At 71.0% G+C, this 18443-nt stretch carries 14 protein-coding genes; 13 read left to right on the top strand and 1 reads right to left on the bottom strand.

All coding sequences use genetic code 11. The features are described from left to right. Positions 1-85 precede the first annotated feature (85 nt). From AC27LF_RS17725 to AC27LF_RS17715, 3 genes are all read left to right on the top strand, one after another. The gene (locus AC27LF_RS17725) at positions 86-1879 is read left to right on the top strand and encodes an ABC transporter ATP-binding protein (protein ID WP_479659487.1); all 1794 of its coding nucleotides are present in this window, start codon (positions 86-88) and stop codon (positions 1877-1879) included. Positions 1880-2031: 152 nt separating this feature from the next. Further along, on the top strand, positions 2032-3351 hold the full coding sequence (locus AC27LF_RS17720; protein WP_487231272.1) for a M16 family metallopeptidase: 1320 nt from the start codon (positions 2032-2034) through the stop codon (positions 3349-3351). Positions 3352-3374: 23 nt separating this feature from the next. After that, positions 3375-4724 (top strand): M16 family metallopeptidase, encoded by a 1350-nt coding sequence (locus tag AC27LF_RS17715; RefSeq protein WP_479659485.1) that lies wholly within the window; start codon positions 3375-3377, stop codon positions 4722-4724. Positions 4725-4731: 7 nt separating this feature from the next. Here the strand turns inward: AC27LF_RS17715 and AC27LF_RS17710 are convergent, their stop codons facing one another. Continuing rightward, the gene (locus tag AC27LF_RS17710) at positions 4732-5436 is read right to left on the bottom strand and encodes a phytanoyl-CoA dioxygenase family protein (protein WP_479659484.1); all 705 of its coding nucleotides are present in this window, start codon (positions 5434-5436) and stop codon (positions 4732-4734) included. A gap of 193 nt (positions 5437-5629) precedes the next feature. Here AC27LF_RS17710 and AC27LF_RS17705 point away from each other — a divergent pair, with 193 nt between their 5' ends. The 10 genes from AC27LF_RS17705 (at position 5630) to AC27LF_RS17660 (ending at position 18307) form a co-directional block, all read left to right on the top strand. Continuing rightward, the gene (locus AC27LF_RS17705; protein ID WP_479659483.1) at positions 5630-6679 is read left to right on the top strand and encodes a LacI family DNA-binding transcriptional regulator; all 1050 of its coding nucleotides are present in this window, start codon (positions 5630-5632) and stop codon (positions 6677-6679) included. Between the two features lie 136 nt (positions 6680-6815). Next, positions 6816-9101 (top strand): endo-1,4-beta-xylanase, encoded by a 2286-nt coding sequence (locus tag AC27LF_RS17700; RefSeq protein ID WP_479659482.1) that lies wholly within the window; start codon positions 6816-6818, stop codon positions 9099-9101. A gap of 6 nt (positions 9102-9107) precedes the next feature. Then, positions 9108-10574: an ABC transporter substrate-binding protein gene (locus AC27LF_RS17695; protein ID WP_479659481.1), complete on the top strand. Its 1467-nt coding sequence runs from the start codon at positions 9108-9110 to the stop codon at positions 10572-10574. Positions 10575-10587: 13 nt separating this feature from the next. Beyond that, entirely contained in the window at positions 10588-11595 is a 1008-nt protein-coding gene (locus AC27LF_RS17690) for a carbohydrate ABC transporter permease (RefSeq protein ID WP_479659480.1), read from the top strand. 14 nt (positions 11596-11609) lie between these two features. Then, the gene (locus tag AC27LF_RS17685) at positions 11610-12494 is read left to right on the top strand and encodes a carbohydrate ABC transporter permease (RefSeq protein WP_479659479.1); all 885 of its coding nucleotides are present in this window, start codon (positions 11610-11612) and stop codon (positions 12492-12494) included. A 13-nt stretch (positions 12495-12507) separates the two neighbouring features. After that, positions 12508-13479, top strand: coding sequence for a Gfo/Idh/MocA family protein (locus AC27LF_RS17680; protein WP_479659478.1), 972 nt, complete (start codon positions 12508-12510; stop codon positions 13477-13479). After that, positions 13476-13907 carry a Gfo/Idh/MocA family protein gene (locus AC27LF_RS17675; RefSeq protein WP_479659477.1) on the top strand — a complete coding sequence of 144 codons (432 nt, stop codon included), beginning with the start codon at positions 13476-13478 and terminating at the stop codon, positions 13905-13907. Before AC27LF_RS17680 ends, AC27LF_RS17675 begins: the two co-directional genes overlap by 4 nt. Before the next feature lie 46 nt (positions 13908-13953). Further along, positions 13954-15933 carry an MGH1-like glycoside hydrolase domain-containing protein gene (locus AC27LF_RS17670; RefSeq protein WP_479659476.1) on the top strand — a complete coding sequence of 660 codons (1980 nt, stop codon included), beginning with the start codon at positions 13954-13956 and terminating at the stop codon, positions 15931-15933. Continuing rightward, positions 15930-16712 (top strand): phytanoyl-CoA dioxygenase family protein, encoded by a 783-nt coding sequence (locus AC27LF_RS17665; protein ID WP_479659475.1) that lies wholly within the window; start codon positions 15930-15932, stop codon positions 16710-16712. The genes AC27LF_RS17670 and AC27LF_RS17665 overlap by 4 nt, the downstream gene beginning before the upstream one ends. Before the next feature lie 20 nt (positions 16713-16732). Further along, positions 16733-18307 carry a DUF6298 domain-containing protein gene (locus AC27LF_RS17660; protein ID WP_479659474.1) on the top strand — a complete coding sequence of 525 codons (1575 nt, stop codon included), beginning with the start codon at positions 16733-16735 and terminating at the stop codon, positions 18305-18307. The last annotated feature ends 136 nt before the right edge of the window (positions 18308-18443 follow it).

The raw sequence follows: 18443 nt of genomic DNA, 5'->3' as shown, positions 1-18443 counted from the left end.
CAAGCCTTGACAAGCGGGGGGCGGTGTCGGGTAGACCAGGGCTGTCCACGCTCCTGCCTTCCGTAACCGACCGAGGAGTCGTTCCATGTCCGCTTCAGGGCCGCCGCTCGCCGCGTCTCCTCGGCTGCGCGTGTTCCGCCATGTGCTGGCCGACCGGACCAACACCCTCGCCGCGGTCCTGCTGGCACTGGCCGCCACCGGGGCCACGCTCGCGGTGCCGATGGTGCTGCGCCGTATCGTCGAGGCGTTCGCCGGCCACCGTGCCGTGACCGGCTCGGTCCTGCTGATGACGGCGCTCGCAGTGAGCGGCGCCGTGGCCGCGGCCCTGTCGGCCTTCTTCCTGGCCCGGGCAGGGGAGCGCACCGTGCTCACCGTCCGGCAGCGCGTCACGGCCCATGCGCTGCGGCTTCCGCTGCCCGAGGCGCGCCGCGCGGGCGCGGGCGAACTGGTCGCCCGGGTCACGTCCGACTCCGCGCAACTGCGTGCCGTCGTCGACATCGGCGTCACGCAACTGCCGATGGCCTGTCTGACCGCCGCGGCGACCCTGATCGTCATGGGTCTCCTGGACTGGGTGCTGCTACTGATCGTCGTCGGCACCTTCTGCGTCGCGGGCCTCGCGATCGTCGCGTTCGTGAAGGGAGTCCGGCACAGCACCGCCGCCCAGCAGGCGGCACTCGGCGACCTCGCGCAGCGCTTCACCTCCGCGCTCGCCGCGCTGCCCACGATCAAGGCCCACCGCGCCGAGTCCCAGGTGGCGTCCGGCATCGTGGGGTGCGCCGAGACCGCCGCGAGCGCCGCGGTCGACGCGGCCCGACGGCAGGCGTTCGTCACCCCGATCATGGGACTCGGCCAGCAGTTCGCCCTGGTCGGGGTGGTGATGGGCAGCGGCATACGACTGGCCTCCGGAGCGATCGGCGTCGCCGAGTTCGCCGCGTTCCTGCTCTACCTGCTGCAACTGGTGGCCCCGCTCAGCATGCTGGCGAACGGCTTCGCACGGCTGCAACTCGGCTTCGCCGCGGGGACCCGCATCGAGCAGACGCTCGCCCTGCCCACCGAGGACACGCGGGCCACGGCCGCCGGTACGCTCCGTGCGGTCACGGACGAGCCGCGGCCCGACCCGCGACAGGTGCCGCACGCCGTGCAGTTCGAGGAGGTCCGCTTCAGCCACGGCCAGGACCGGCCCACCCTCGACGGACTGTCCTTCACCGCGCCGCGCCGGGGGATCACCGCCCTCGTCGGCTCCTCAGGCGCGGGCAAGACCACCGCACTCGATCTCGTGGAGGGCTTCCTGCTCCCGCAGTCCGGCACCGTGCGCGTGCTCGGCCACGACGTCACACAGTGGCCCCTGGACCGCCTGCGCGCCCAAGTGGCCTATCTGGACCAGACGTTCGCCCTGGTCGAAGGGACGGTCCGGGAGAACCTGGAACTCGGCCGGCGCACCCCCGTGGCGGACGCCCACCTGCATGAGGTCCTGGCCTCCGTGGCGCTGGACCGCGCGGTCGCCGACCTGCCGCAGGGACTGGACACGGTCCTGGGACGCGCCGAGGACCTGTCCGGCGGCCAGCGCCAACGCCTCGCGCTGGCCCGCACGTTGCTCAGCGACGCCGCCGTCGTCCTGCTGGACGAGCCGAGTTCCCAGCTCGACGGCGTCAACGAGGGCCGGCTGCGGGACGTGGTGGACGAACTCGCCCGCGACCGCGCGGTCATCATGGTGGCCCACCGCGGCTCCACCATCCGGCAGGCCGACCACATCGTCGTGATCGAGGAGGGGCGCCGGCTCGACGCCGGAACACACGACGAACTGCTCGACCGCTGCCGCTCCTACCGGGAACTCGTCGGGGGACAGCGGCCGGTCGAACGGGCCGGAGCGCGCCGGTGACCGTGCCTGAGCGCTCCGCCGGAAATGCCGCGACGCGGCGTCGGTCGTCCGCGGTGCCGTCCTGGCCGGTCCCGGCGTTCCCCGCGACCCTTCAGGGCGCTGTCGAACCGCAGCGGACCTCACCGGACCCGACCGTCCTTGCGGACGATGCCGTGCCCGCCTTCGACGACGGGGCCGTGCCCGACCCGCGGCTGCGGCGTCTCACGCTGCCCAACGGGCTCCGCGTGCTCCTCGCACCGGAACACACCGGGAGTTGTGTGGGTGTCGCCGTCCACTACCGCGTCGGCTTCCGCTCCGACCCGCCGGGCCACGGCGGGCTCGCCCACCTCCTCGAACACCTGATGTTCCAGCGGTCCGACCGCGCGGACCGCGCGCACGCCGTCGAACGGGCCGGCGGCTACCGCAACGCCGCGACCGGTCCCGACACGACGGACTTCCACCAGGTCGGACCGGCGGGCTCGTTGGAGAGCATGCTGGCCACCGAGGCGGACCGGATGCGCGGGCCGGGCATCGACGCGCGGGCACTGCGCACCGAGACGAACGTGGTCGCCGAGGAGATCCGTCGCAACGTCACCTCCCGCCCCTACGGCGGCTTCCCGAAGTTCGCCCTGCCACGCCTGCTCTACGGCACCTTCGCCAACGCCCACGACGGGTACGGCGACGCCGCGGGGCTCGCCCGTACGACCATCGAGCAGTGCCGGGACTTCTTCGCCCAGCACTACGCCCCGGGCAACGCCCTGCTGACCGTCGTGGGTGCCTTCGACACCGGCACGGCCCGGGACCTGGTGCTGCGGCACTTCGGCGCCGTCCCGGCCCGCGCGACCGCCCGGCCGCCGCTGCTGCACGAGCCGGAGCCGACGACCGAGCTGCACGGGCGGCACGACGATCCGCTCGCCCCCCTGCCCGCCACCACCATCGGCTACCGCCTGCCCGACCCCACCGCCGACCTGCCCGGCTACCTCGCCCATGTGCTGCTCGCGGCGGTGCTCGAACGGCGGCTGCGGCACCGGCTCGTGCTCGAACAGCGCGCCGCCGTGGCCGTCACCGCCGTCTGCGGGCTGATCGGCGGCCCGTTCGAGGCGTGCCACCCGCAGACTCTCGCCGTCACGATCACACAGCCCGCCGGAGCGGATCACCGGCGGGCGGTCACCGCCGTCGACACCGAGCTGTCGGCGCTGGCACGGCACGGGGCCACCGGGAAGGAACTGCTCGTCACCACCCGCCGATGGGTCAGCGGTCTGCTGCGCCGGCACGACTCGCTGCCCGCACGCCTGCGCTCCCTCGGCACCTTCGAACTGCTCCACGGCGACGCCGCCCTGCACACGCGTGTGTCCCGGCTGGCCGCGGCGACCGACGCCGCCGGCATCGCCCGTGCGGCACAGCGGCTGACGGCCGCCGGCCGGGCCGTGCTGACGCTGAGCCCGCGGGGCCCCGCCACCGCGGCCACCCCCCGCCCGGCAGGCCGGCGATGACCGGCGGGCCGCCCCTCTGGCCCGTGCCGCCGAGCGCCGCCGCCACGCTGCCGAACGGGCTGCGCGTCCTCGCCGTCCGTCTGCCGACGGTGCCGCGCGTCGAACTGCGCCTCACCGCCGGCCTCGGCACCGTCGTACCCGGACTCTCCGCGCGGGCGTCGATCCTCGCCGCCACCCTGCTGCGCGGGCTTCCCGGCCGCGACCGGCAGGACATCGAGACGGCGCTCGGCAGCCTGGGCTGCGACCTCGTTCCCCTCGTCCACGGCGGACGGCTCAGCCTCCGCGGCGGCGTGCTGAGCGGCGGACTCGTCCCCCTGCTGGGTCTTCTCGCGGACGCCCTGACCGCGGCGACCCATCCCGAGCAGGAGGTACAGGCGGCGCGGACCACCCTCGGCGGTCAACTCGCCCTGGCCCGCGCGACCCCCGCGGCCCAAGCCCTCGCCCTGCTGCGTCTTCGGGTGCACGGCGAGGGCGCGGCGGCGCAGGAACCGCCGACCCCGCAGCAGCTCGCCGGCGTCACCGCCGAGGAGGTGAGGACCCTGCGCACCGAGCGGCTGCTGCCGTCGTCGTCGGCACTCGTCCTCGTCGGCGATCTCGACCCCGACGCCACGGTGCACAGCGCACGGCGCATCTTCGACGGCTGGGGCACCGCGGGCACCGGCGACGGCACCGCGCGCGAGGGATGCCCGCAGCCGGCCGGGGCGACGAGGGCGACAGGAGCGACGGGGACCGGGACGGCGGGCGCGATCGCCGTCCACCCGACGGCGGAGGGCGACCGGGCGTATCTGTGCCTGGGCGCGCCGATGGGCGACGGCCCCGTAGGGCCCGCGCTGCGCCTGGCCGACGTGATGCTGGGCGGCTCCCCGAGATCGCGTCTTGAGCTGCGCCTGCGCGACCGGGACGCCCTCGCCTACACCGTGCGGTCGTCGCTCGACAGCGGCCTCGGCGGCCCGCGGCTGATCGTGTGCGCCGACACGGCCGCGCCGACGGCCCCGCGGTTGACCGAAGCGGTCGGGGACGAACTGACGCGGCTGGCGGAAGGGCCGCCCGACGCGCGGGAGACGGCCGCCGTACGGGACTACGCGCTCGGCAGCGCGCAGATCGCCTGGTCATCCCAGGCCGGACTGGCCGACGCGCTCGCGGAACTGCCCGACGCCCGGCAGGGCCCCGCCGCACTCGCCGCCCGCCAGGACGAACTGCGGCGGGTCGACGCGGGCGCGCTGGCCGGGGTCTGCCGAGGGATGCTGCCCCCCTCCCGGTTCACCGGCGTCCTCGTCGGCCCCGCCTCCGCCGCGGACTCCATCGGACCCTGGCGGCTGGAGCCGGGCCGCAGCGGGCCGTCGGCCGGGGAGTTGCCCGCACCCTGGACATAGCGTGCGGTCACGGTGCCGGGGGCCACAGCCGCGGAAGATGAATGGCGATCGACCGGCGTGGCTCGCCGCTGTGGTCGGGGCCGCTGCCGTGGATGGTCCGGCAGTGGTGGAAGCTGACCTGTCCCCAGACGAGGGTGGCGCTGACGATGCGCAGGCCCTGCTCGGCGGCACCACGGTCGATCGTGGTCAGATCCTGGTCGAAGAAGCTGAAGTCCCACCGCCCGTCCGAGCGGTGGCTGCCCGCCACGAACATCACCGGGCCATGGCGCTCGCCGATGTCGTGGAACGGCACCCACGCGGTGAGCATCTCCTGGCTGGAGCAGCAACGCCAGTACTGCCGGTCGGTGTGCCGGCCGACATGGCCGAGCCGCGCCGATCCGCTCGGTTTGTGCAGCAGTCGGTCGTGCCACAGCCGGATCTCCTCGGCCCCGGCGAGCCGTGCGGCACACCCGGCGATGACGGACTGGCGGACCAGCAGGGCCAGTTCGTCGACCCGCAGTGACGCGTAGTCGTTCTTGCGCAGCACGTCGCCGTCGTCGGGCCGCCATCCCCGGTGGCCGCCGTCCCGGTCACCGGGCAGCCGATGGTCGACCTCGCCCAGGTGATGGCGGCGCATGCCCCGCTCGGCGGTGTCGAGTACGGCGTCGGTGAGGATCGGCGGGGAGATCCAGTACCCGTCGCAGCACTTCGCCACCGCCTTCCGCCGTGACACCGGCACCACACCGTCGCGGTACCGGGCCGTGGCCGTCGGCGAAGGGATCTGATTCCTGCTCCGCTCAACCTGTCTCTGTTCGATGCATTGACGGTGGACCAGTCCATCGATACGGTCCACAACCAGCGTTGGACTGGTCCAACAGCTGTCTGACGGCGTCTCGTTGGACCAGTCCAACGGAAAGAGGAACGATATGGCGAAGCTGACGATCCGTGATATCGCCCGGCTCTCCGGACTGTCGAAGTCCACGGTTTCCCTGGTGTTGAACGACAGCCCCAAGGTGGACCCGGCGACACGACGCCGGGTGCTCGCCGTGATGGAACGGCACAACTACGTGCCGAGTTTCGCCGCCACCGCGCTCGCCCGGGGAAACACCGGCCTGATCGGCATGATCGTGCCGGGCCTGACCTGGCGCTTCATGGCGGACATCAACTACGGCGTAGCGAAGGTGGTCGAGAACACCAAGTACGAGATCCTGCTGTTCACCAGCACCAACGAACGTGACTACTCAGGTGCCATCGACCGGGTCGTCAGCTCCGGCCTGTGCGCCGGGCTGATCGTGGTGGCCCACGACCAGCAGCCGCTGGACCGCCTGGTCGAGCTGCACCGCGGCGGGATGGCCATGGTCCTGGTCGACACCCTCGGCGCGGACAGCGACCTGCCCGCCGCCGGCGCCGACAACTACAGCGGGGGCCTGCTGGCCGGCCGTCATCTGCTCGGCCTCGGCCACCGCAGGATCGCCAGCATCCTCGGCCCCCTCGACCATCCCTACGTCCAGGAGCGGCGGCGCGGACTGCGGGACGCCCTGCGGGAGGCCGGCCTGGAACCCGTACCGGAATGGGACGTGGACACCGACTTCCAGGACGCCGTGATCCGCACCCGCACCCGCGAGTTGCTGCGGCTGCCGCAGGACCGTCGCCCCACGGCACTGTTCGTCTACCACGACTCGGCGGCCTTCACCGTGCTGGACGAGCTCGCGGCGGCCGGTGTGCGGGTGCCGCAGGACATGTCGGTGGTCGGGTTCGACGACATCGACGCCGCCGCCCATGTGCGCCCGGCCCTCACCACGGTCCGCCAGCCGTTCGCCGAGATGGGGCGGCGTGCCGCCGACATACTCCTCACCGCGCTGGACGGCAGCGAATCCGGTGGGGATTCCCGGCGCATCGTCCTGCCCGTCGAATTGATCGTCCGGGACAGCACCGCGCCCGCACCGGAAATCCACCAGCCCCTTTCCTTCGACTGAAATCCCTGTACCGCCTCACACCCCCCACCGGTGGAGCCGCAGCACGATGCAACAGGGCATCGTGCCCACCACCTACCCGGAAGGGTCATCCATGAGGCATTACATGAATCCCTGGAATGCCCGCCGCAGATCCCCGGTGGGAAAGCCACTGCATTTTCTCGCCGCGCTGCTTCTGACCGTCTTCTGTCTTCAGACGGTCCCGGGCGCGGTACGCGCCAGTGCCGACCCGGTCGAGATCATGGGCCCGGACCCCTTGGCCGGCTTCACCGAAGTGAAGGGAGACCCGGCCCCGCGGTACGAGGTGGTTCCCGTCTTCGGCCCGTCCGACGTCACCCGGGCGCTCCAGATCACCACCACATCGGCCCCGAAGAGCGCGGGTCTCGACGGCGAGTACGAGATCACGCTGGGCGCGAAGACCGCCGACGCCGTCAAGGCGGGGGACGCGGCCGTGGCCACGTTCTGGGCCCGGTCGGTCACCGCGCCGGCCGGCTCGGCCGACGGCTACGCCGCCTTCGTCTTCGAACGGGACGGAGGCTCCTACAGGAAGTCCGCGAACGCGGCGCTGCGACTGACGTCAGCCTGGCAGAAGTTCACCTTCCCCTTCCGGATCGCCGAGGACTACGCGGCCGGCGAGGCACACGTCAACTTCTGGCTCGGCTACGGCGCTCAGACACTCCAGGTCGCCGGCGTCTCGGTGCGTGACTGGGGCCCGGGCGACCCGGCCGGCTTCCCGAAGGTGACCTATGCGGGCCGCGCATCCGATGCCGCCTGGCGCTCGGCCGCGGACCGGCGGATCGACAAGTACCGCAAGGGCGAGCTGACGGTGAAGGTCGTCGACGGCAACGGCGACCCGGTGCCCGGCGCCACCGTCAGGGCGGACATGCAGCGGCACGCCTTCAAGTTCGGCACCGCCGTGGACGCCGCCCAGATGATGAGCGGCACCACGGACGGCCAGAAATACCGCCAGGCCCTCACCAACGGCGACTTCAACCAGGTCACCCTCGCCAACGACCTCAAGTGGACCCGCTGGGAGAACAGCGACTACCAGCAGACCGTCACCCAGCCGGCGCTGAAGTGGATACGCCAGCAGGGCTTCGCCTTCCGCGGCCACAACCTCCTGTGGCCCTCATGGGGCTATCTCCCCGCCGACCTGCAGAACCTGAAGGACGACCGGACGGCGCTGCGAGCCCGCGTCGACGGCCACATCACCGACGAGGCCGGCTCGCTCACCGGGAACGCAGAGAACTGGGACGTCGTCAACGAGCCCTACTCCGAGCACAATCTGCAGGACATCCTCGGCCCCGACGAGATCAACCGCTGGTACGTCCTCGCCCGACAGGCCGACCCCAAGGCCCGGATGGTCCTCAACGACTACGGCCTGCTGGAGAACAACGGCTGGAGCAAGCGGCACCAGGACTACGTCTACCAGCTGGCCAAGCGGATCAAGGACGGCGGCTACCCGATCCAGGGGATCGGTCTGGAGAGCCACTTCACCGCGCTGCAGCCCACCCCTCCCACAGAGGTCTACACACTGCTGGACCGCTACGCCTCGCTCGGACTGCCCCTGGAAGCCACCGAGTTCGACATCACCACCGCCGACACGCAGTTGCAGGCCGACTACACACGTGACTTCCTGACCACGCTCTTCAGCCACCCCGACGTGAGCGGGATCAGCACCTTCGGGATCTGGGAGAAGGGCATCTGGGACCCGCTGGCCGCTCTCTACGACGCCGACTGGTCCCTCAAGCCCAACGGCCGCGTCTGGCACGACCTGGTGACCAAGCAGTGGTGGACCAACGCCTCCGGTACGAGCAACGCCTCGGGCGACTACCGCACCCGCGGCTTCCTCGGCGACTACCTGGTCACCGTGACGGCAGCCGGCGCCACGGAGAAGGCGCACGTCCACCTGGGATCCACCAAGGGCGCCACGATCACCGTGGTCGCCGACGGCAAGGACTCCGACGACTCCGATCTGCTCGGCAACGGCGACGCCGAACTGGGCGGCGTCGGCTGGTACGGCTTCAGCCCGAGCACGGTGAAATGCGACACCGGGAACGTCCACTCCGGGTCCGTCGCGATCCGCTCCACCGGCCGCACCGCCGAATGGCAGGGACCGGCGCAGGGCGTGCGGGTCCTCGACGGCCGGAGCTACACCTCCAACGCCTGGGTGCGGCTCGCCTCGGGCACCGCCACCACCGCACGGATCAGGCTGAAACTGGCGTACACCGACGGCACCTCCGAGTCGGTCCCGCTCGCCTCCGGCACCGCCTCCACCGGCGGGTGGACACACCTGTCCACCCCCGTGGCCGTGCCCCTTGACTTCCACGGCAAGACCCTTTCCAAGGCCGAATGGTGGGTCAGCACCACCTCCGGCACCGGCGATCTCCTCGTCGACGACGCATCGCTCAAGAACGGAGCGTGAGCCCGCATGCCCCACCTGTCCAGACGCGGCTTCCTGACCGCCTCCGCCGCGCTCGGCGGCACCGCACTGAGCACCGCACTCGCGGGCTGCTCCGCGTCGTCCGACTCCACCGCGCCCGGCACCACGACCATCGACCACTGGGACTGGTACGTCAGCCAGGCACCGTGGCTTGAACGCGAGATCGAGCTGTTCCAGAAGAAGCACCCGAAGATCAGGATCAAGCGCACGGTCCAGGTCAGCGACAAGTACCCCGACCTGATCAACCTCGCCTTCCGCGGCGGCAACGCCCCGGACCTGCTGATGATCCCCAAGAGCCCGCAGTTCGACGAGCAGGTGAACAAGGGCTGGCTCCGCTCGCTGGACGGCTACGCCACCTTGCAGTGGCGCGGCCGTTTCCCCGAGGGGAACTTCTTCAACGGCGTGAACATGGTCGAGGACAAGGTGTACAGCGCGCCGGTCAGCGGCACCTCCCCCTGGCTCCAGCTGTACATCCACAACGGCCTGTTCAAGGAGGCCGGGATCACCGACGCCGACGGCTCCGTCAAGATCCCGAGGACCTGGGACGACGTCACCTCCGCGGCGGACGCCATCACCAGGAAGACGGGCGGCAAGGCGTACGGCCTCGGATTCGGCAACGCGCAGAACGCCACCCTTCCCTGGTGGGTCGAGCTGTTCGTACGCGGTGCCGGCTCACCCGCCGGCTACGGCGTCGACGGCCTCGACTACCGCGTCGGCAAGTGGACCTTCGGCTCCGACCGCAACTACGCCGACTTCGTCGAGTTGCTGCTGGAGTGGAAGAAGAAGGGCTACATCTACCCGTCCTCGATGTCCATCGGCGACGAACAGGCCCGTGCGTTCTTCGAACGCGGCAAGTTCGGCATGACCGTCGGCGGCGTGTGGAACCAGTCGACCTGGACCGAGCACAGGTTCACCGACTACAGCCTGACCACACTGCCGTCACCGACCGAAACCCCCAAGGCGTTCTTCTACTACCAGCCGGGCGGCCGGGTGTGGGCGCTGTCCCAGGACTCCAAGGTCTCCGACGAGGCATGGGAGTGGTTCGACTGGCTGCACAGCCCCGCGGCCGGACAGCGCTGGGTCGAGGCGGAGCAGGGACTGTCGATCTACCCGCGGTCGAACCGCAACGCCAAGATCGTCTCCAAGCCGTTCCAGACCTACGTCGACCTCGCCGAGTACGCGCTGCCATGGCCCGTCCCCGCGATCCGCAACCCCGAGGTGTCCAAGGTCACCATCGCCGCCGTCACACCCGACCTGCCCGACGTGCTCACCGGCCTGTACACCGGGCAGCTGAAGAACGTCGGCGACTCCCTCACCGCCCTGGAGGACCGCCGCAACAAGGCCCTCGCCGACGGAGTGAAGGCGGCCCGCGCCGAGGGAGCCAAGGTCAGCCTGGACGACTGGCTGTACCAGGACTGGGATCCCACCAAGGCGTACCAGAACAAGCCGGCGTGAACCGGAGGCATGTGTGCGACTGCTTGACACGGCCGCTCCGAGCTCGCCCACCGGCGGGCCCGGAGCGGCTCCCCCGGCGACATCACCGAGGCCCAGCCTGTGGTACCGCGTCCGCGGGAACGGGTGGAGCTACCTCTACCTGGCCCCGCTGCTGATACTGCTCCTGACCTTCGTCATCTACCCGATCTTCGGCTCGCTCGCCTACACCTTCTACCACTGGAACGGCATCGGATCACCCGGTGACTTCGTCGGCCTCGACAACTTCCGGCAGATCGCGCACGACTCGATCTTCTGGCGAGCCGTCGGTCACACCTTCGTGTACGCCATCGCCGTGGTGCCCGTGCAACTGGTCATCGCCCTCGCGCTGGCGCTCGTGCTCAACAACAAGAGCCTGCGCTTCTCCGCCTTCTACCGCACGCTGTTCTTCCTGCCGGTGGTCACCTCGCCGGCCGTCGTCGGTGTCGTCGTGCAACTGATGCTCTCCAACTTCGGCGACACACTCAACGGCTGGCTGCTCGACGCCCACCTCGTCGACCGGCCCGTCGACTGGCTCGGCAACCCGAAGATCGCCCTGGGGATCATCGTCCTGGTCGGCATCTGGCAGACCCTCGGCTACAACCTCGTGTACTTCCTCGCCGGCCTGCAGACCATCCCCGAAGAGGTCTACGAGGCGGCGAAGATCGACGGCGCGGGCCGGCTGCGCACCTTCGTGAACATCACGGTGCCGCTGCTGCGCCCGGTCGGACTGATGATCGTCATCCTCGCCTTCATCGGCGCGTTCCAGGTGTTCGACCTGGTGCAGGTGATCACGGGCGGCGGCCCCTACTTCGGCACCGAGGTGGTGAACACGTACATCTACCACCTGGCCTTCGGCGGCAACCAGGCCCAGGCCACCGAGCCGAACGTGGGCCTGGCCTCCGCCGCGTCCTTCTTCTACGGCCTGCTCCTCATCGGCTTCTCCGTGCTACAGGTGCTCATCTTCCGGTCCATCGCCAAGCGTCGCGCCGCCGGGCGCGCCTGAAAGGAGACAACGCCATGGCCGTTCTCGTCTCCTCCGCTCGCCGCGGCCGCACCCCCGCGCGCCGCCGCGCCGCCCGCCGCACGGCGGGCCGGTCCCTGACCCATCTGCTGCTCCTCGGCGGCGGACTGCTCTGGCTCTTCCCGTTCCTGTGGATGCTGGGCAGTTCCCTCAAGAGCGCCGACGGCTTCTTCTCCAAGGGCCTGAACCCGTTCCCGGACGGGCTGCATCTCGACAACTACAGCGGCGCCTGGAAGGGCGCGTCCTTCGGCACCTACTTCTTCAACACGATCGTCGTCGCGGGCGGTTCGGTCGTCCTGACGCTGCTCGCCACCTCCATGGCGGGCTACGTCCTCGCCCGCACCGAATTCCCGGGCCGCAAGCTCTGCGTCGGGCTGATCTCGGTCACCCTGTTCCTGCCGCACGGCTACACGATCATCCCCATCTTCGACATCGTGCGCGAACTCCACCTGCTCAACACGCTGTGGGCCGTCGTCATCGTGCAGTCGTCCAGCGGCCTGGTGTTCGCCACCTTCCTGTTCATGGGCTACTTCTCCACCATGGACCGGGAGATCGAGGACGCCGCGAAGGTGGACGGCGCCGGCTTCCACCAGACCTTCTGGCGCGTGATGCTGCCGCTGTCCGGGCCGATGCTCGCCACCGTGGGCCTTTTCACCTGCATCAGCGCCTGGAACAGCTTCTTCATCCCGCTCGTGTTCACCCTGTCCAGGCCCGAACTGCGCACCCTGCCGGTGGGGATGTACTCGTTCCTCGGCGAGAACTCCACGGACTGGACGTTCCTGTGCGCGGGATCCGTGATCTCGCTCGTGCCGATCGTGGTGGTCTTCGTGCTGCTGCAGCGCTACTTCGTCAACGGTCTGGCCGGCGCCGTCAAAGGATAAGGAAGGAGCATCCGTGACCCTGCGCCTCGCCCTGCTCAGCTTCTGGCACGTGCACGCCCGCGACTACGCACGCCAGGTGCGAGAACACCCCGACACCGAGATCACCGCCGTCTGGGACGAGGACCCCGCCCGCGGACGCCGCCGGGCCGGCGAACTCGGCGCCCGCTTCCACCCCGATCTGGGCGGGCTGCTCGCCCGCGACGACGTCGACGCGGTCGTCGTCACCTGCCCGACCACCGCGCACCGCGAGGTCATCACGGCCGCCGCGGCAGCGGGCAAACACATCTTCACCGAGAAGGTCCTCGCCCCGACACCGGCCGAGTGCACCGAGATCACCGCCGCCGCGGAGAAGTCCGGTGTGACGCTGATGCTCGCGCTCCCGCGGCTGTACGAGGGCTACACCACGGCCATCCGTACGGTGGTGCACGCCGGCGAACTGGGCCGTCTCACCCTGGTGCGGGTGCGCCTCGCGCACGGCGGCGCGATCGAGGGCTGGCTGCCCGAGCACTTCTACGACCCGGCCGCCACCGGGGGAGGCGCCCTCATCGACCTCGGCTGCCATCCCATGTACCTCGCCCGGCTGTTCCTCGGCCGGATGCCCGAGACGGTGACCGCGACCTTCGGCCATATGACCGAGCGGGCCGTGGAGGACAACGCCGTCGCCGTGCTGCGCTGCGCGGACGGCGCCCTCGCCGTGGTGGAGGCGTCCTTCACCACACCCCTGTCCCCGTTCTCCATCGAACTGCACGGCACCGAAGGCTCACTGGTGTACGGCACGCCCGAGCCGCGGCTGCTGCTTCGCCGTACCGGCGGCGACTGGCGTGAACTGCCCGTGCCCCAGGCCACCGGAACGCCCTTCGACCGCTTTGTGCGTCACGTCATCGAAGGGACCCGGGACGAGGAGAACCTTGCCCTCGGCCTCGACCTGACCCGCCTGATGGCAGCCGCCATGTGCAGCGGCCGTGAGGAAGGAAGCCTCCTGTGACCGTCTCCGTCGGCATCATCGGCTGCGGCAACATCTCCCGCTCCCCTCTGCGGGGCTATCTCGCCGTCCTGGACCGGGCCACCGTCGCCGCCGTCGCCGACGTCGATCCGGGCGCCGCCCGCGAGCGCGCCCGGCAGGCCGGCGGCGCCCAGGTGTTCGACGCGTACGAGCGGATGCCGGCCGAGGCCGACATCGACGCCGTCGACATATGTCTGCCGCACCATCTGCATGCCGCCGCCGTCATCGCCGCCGCCGAGGCAGCGTGTGGAGCGACGGGACCACGCTGCGCCACAGGGTGCGCGGCGAAGCGCTCCACTACCCGGCGACCGACTCCCTGGCGGCCGTCTGCGCCGACTTCACCCACCGGATACGGGACCGCACCCGGCCGGTGCACACCCACGAAGAGGGCACGGACGTGCTCAAGGTGATTCTCGCGGCCTACCGGTCCGCGCGGCAGAAACAGGAGATCAGCCTGTGACAGGCCATGAGACCCGCGACTTCGACTTCGACCTGCGCCACGGTGTCGCCGAGACACTGTGGACCGCGAGCGGCTGGTCCACGGCGGCAGTCGTGACGGGCACGGTGTGCGGGGTCGGCGCCTGCTACGCCCCGCCCCACGCCGCCCCGCGGGCGCGGCTGGCCGTCGCCTTCGAAGCCGACGGCATCCCCGTCGGCGACACGGGTGCCCCGGGCATGCACGGCACCGGACTGCTGCCGGCCGGCGGGACCTGGCGGCTCGACGGCATCGAGCGGCGCGGCAGCTATCACCGCCGGCACCAGGGACGGCTCGTGTCGCTGGCGGTGCGCTCGCAGCTGACACCGCTGCACGGCATCCCCGGCTATGTGCTGCACATAGCCGTCCGCAACCGGTCCGGGCGGACGCTGCCCCTGCGCGTGCGGCCCGAACTGACGACAGGGCCGGTCGGCGAGGTGCCGCTGGGGGAGTGGGGCTGGATGCCGCCCGAGCCCGACACGGTGGCCGAGAACCGGGCGACGCTCGTGCACGGGCCGCTGACCACACGGCTCCAACCGGCCGACGAGGCCCACTTCGACCTGGCCGTACTGCTCGACGGCAGCAGCCCGGACGGCACCCTGGGCCAGTGGGCGGCCACCTCCCGCGCCCTGGTCGAGCGGCGCACCGCCCGCGCCCTGGAACGCGTGCCGAGGCTGGTCACGGACCTGCCGGAACTGGACACCTACTACCGCCGGTCCCTCGCCAGCGGCCTGGTGTGTCTGTGGGACAACCCGGCCTTCGCCACCGTCCCGTTCCCCGCCACCTCCGGCATCGACGGCGGAGCGTTGTGCGCCTACGCCTGGGACACCGGCGGCTATGCCCCGCACACCCTCACGCTGATGCTCGGCCGCGGCGTCACGGACATCGTCGAGGCCATGGTCAAGGCCGACCTGACGGACCATTACGCGATCGCCCCGGACGGCAGCGGCACCGGCGTCGCCTACGCCTACAGCGGCTGGTCACTGGTGATGCTCGCACACGCCGCGGCCTGCCACGACGGGATCGCCCCCGACCTCGTGGCGCGTCTGCACGTAGCGGAGGAGCGGCTGGCCGACCGCTTCCCGGCCGCCGGCGAGCTGCGCGACTACGGCGCCCAGCCCAATCTGCTGGAGATGCGCTCCACCGGCTGGGAGCACATCGTCGCCAGCCCCAACGCCGAGCGGGCCTGGAGCCTGGATCTGCTGGCCGAACTGGCTCAGGTCAGTGACGCGCCGGTCCCCGCGGCCCCGCTGCGGGCCCGCGCGCGGCGCATCCTCAAGGCCGTGGGAGAGGAACTGTGGGACGCCGACGCGGGCTGGTTCCGCAGCCGCTACCCCGACGGCCACACCGAACTCGCCTACTCGATCCAGGGGTTCGACGCGCTACGGGCCGGCGCGTGCACTGCGCCGATGGCCGCCGCGCTGCTGACGCACCTGCGTGAGGGCGCCTTCCTCGGACCGTACGGGGTGAGCAGTGTCTCGGCCGAGGACAGCCTGCACTACGAGCTGGGCGACGTGGACTGGTCCGGCGGCGGCGCCTACACCGGCGAGGCCCCCCAGCTCGCCCTGACCCTGTGGGAACGCGACGAGCCACGGCGGGCCTGGGACGTGCTGCGCCGGGTGCTGTGGATGGGCCGGCACTTCCCCTACTACCCGCAGGACCACTACTGCGACCGGCCCGCGGCCCCGCCCCGCGGCCGCCGCGCCAATGTGATCGCCGGGCTGACCGGCGCGGAGGCCGTGCTGCTGGGCCTCGCCGGACTGCGTCCGCAGGCGGACGGCGCGCTCGACCTGAAACCCCCCGCCTGGCTCCCCGGTGGCCTGGAGCTCCACGGGCTGCGCTACCGCGGCCATGAGATCGATCTGAAGCTGGCGGCCGACCACTGCGAGGTCGCGGTGGACGGCCATGTCCGCCACACCGGGGCACCCGCCCCGCTGCGCATCCTGGGAGACGTCCGATGAGCGATGTCCTCGACCGCTTCGACCGCGACGGCTACGCCGTCTTCCGTGGGGTCATCGACTGGGAACTGATACGGGAGGCGGCAGGCCACGTCGACTGGCTGCGCCTGCGCCACCCGGACCTCAGGCCCGAACAGCTGGGCCACACGCTGCTGCGCGACGACCCGTTCTGGCTGCGGCTGGTCTCGGACGACCGGCTGCTGGACATCGCGGAGACCTTCGTCGGCCCGGACATCGCGCTGTTCGCCTCGCACTACATCAGCAAGCCGCCGTACTCCGGACAGGCCGTGCTCTGGCACCAGGACGGGGCGTTCTGGCCGCTGGAACCGATGCGGGTGGTCACGCTCTGGCTGGCGATCGACCACTCCACACCGGAGAACGGCTGCGTACGGCTGATCCCCGGCAGCCACCGCGGTGGCATCGAGGCGATGCGCGCCAACACGGCGGTGGACAACGTGCTCGGTGAGGAGATCGCCGTCGACGTCGACGAGTCGGCCGCCGTCGACATGGTGCTGGCGCCGGGCGACGTCGAGGTGCACCACCCCCACATCGTGCACGGCAGCAACGCGAACACCTCGCAGCACCGGCGGTGCGGGCTGACCATCCGCTACATCCCCACGTCGACCCGCATCACGGCGGACGAGCAGCCGTACCCGAGCGCGTTCCACCTGCGCGGCGAGCCCGGTGTGAACACATATCAGCCGTGGCCCGACTTCGATCCGGACCGGCACTACCGCTTCGCGGGAGCCGAACCCCAAGCCGAACCCCACCCGGGCCGCTGACCGGCACCTCGCGCACCGGCATGCGGCCCACACCGCCGCGCGCCGGCCAAGGGCCCGGCCGCACCCTCCCGAAGACGGGCAACTCCAGGGAGACGAAACCCGACATGCAGGTCACCAACGGCTGGTACGTCGACACAGGACGCGTCGTATGGGGTCTGGCTCAGCACGGCGGGATCTGGGGCGGGCTGCGGGGGAGGGAGGGCTGGTTCACCGATTGTCCGATCCGGCCCAACATCGCGGCCTTTGACCCCGAGCGAACCGGGCCCGGGTACACCGAGGACCTTCATCGTCTGACGGAGTCGATGGTGGAGTGCGGCATCCTGGGATTCGAGCACTGCTTCGGGCTGTGGTTCGACCGCAGGCGTGACGCTCATGACACGGGACGACGGCCGGACTCGGCCGCCGTCCCGCCCTTTCTGGAGCAGCCGTGGCAGCGGAGCGGGACGGCGGCCGCATGGGACGGCCTGCCCCAGTACGACCTGTCCAGGTTCAACCCCTACTACTTTCACCGGCTGAAGGAGTTCGCGGATCTGTGCGACCGGAGGGGGCTTGTCCTCTTCCACAACTTCTACCTCCAGCATGCCCTGGTCGAGGTGGCCGCGCACTATGTGGATTTCCCCTGGCGGCCCGTCAACTGCCTCCAGCCGACGGGAATGCCGGACCTGATTCCGGCCGCCGACGCCTTCTACGACGTGCGGCACCCCGTGCGCAGGCAGCTGCATCGCGCGTACATCAGGAAGTGCCTGGATGTGCTGGGCGGCAACCGGAACGTGGTGTTCCTGCTGTCCGAGGAATACACAGGACCGCTGTCGTTCGTGGAGTTCTGGCTGGACGAGATCCGGCGCTGGGAGGCCGAGACCGGACAGGGCGTGCACATCGCGCTCGGCGCGACGAAGGACGTGATGGACGCGGTCCTGGACGATCCGGTCCGCTCCGGGACGGTCTCGACCCTCGACCTGAGGTACTGGTCCTACGACGCGTCCGGCGTCCTGAACGCCCCACCCGGTGGCCGGCAGATTCCGGCGCGTTTCATGGACGACCTGCGGCCCACTCCGTATCAGCTGTACCGGCAGGTCGAGGAGTACCGTACTCGATACCCGGACAGGGCGATCGTCCTCGAAAGGCAGCTGGCCTCGCGGCAGCATGTCTGGGCGTTTCTCATGGGCGGCGGGTCCATGCTGATCGACAAGGTCCATTTCCCGCCGGCCGTCACCCCGGCATCCGCGGGCACCGCGGACTACCTGCCCCCGGTGGGGTGCGACATCATCCAGATCCCGTTCCGCTTCATCAAGGACCAGCTGTCCGCATCGCTGGTGCGGGCCAGACCGCTGGCGCTCGACAACCGGAGAACCACCTGGTGTCTCGCCGATCCCGGAAACTTCTACCTGATCTATCTGCTCGAAGGGGGCCGGCTCACCGCGCGGCTCCCCCTCGACGACCGCGCCGTACGGTGCCGATGGCTGGACCCGAGAACGGGTGACGTCGTCGACGACCGGACGACGAGCACATGCCCGCCCGGCCTGCTCGATGTGACGGCTCCGGACGACCGGGACTGGCTGCTGTGGCTCACCCCGCTCCCGCCGCACGACGCGTGACCGCCACGCCGGCCGCGGGAGCAGCCGGACGCGGTGCCCTGCCGGGCTGCCACGTCGCGCCGCCGACGCCGGCGGTCATAGCCAGCGCCCCGAAGGGGCGCGGGGAACTGCGCGACCAGCCACGACGGTGCCGCGG

It is taken from the genome of Streptomyces diversicolor, from assembly GCF_057537855.1.
This window is presented reverse-complemented; position numbering and strand designations above follow the sequence as displayed.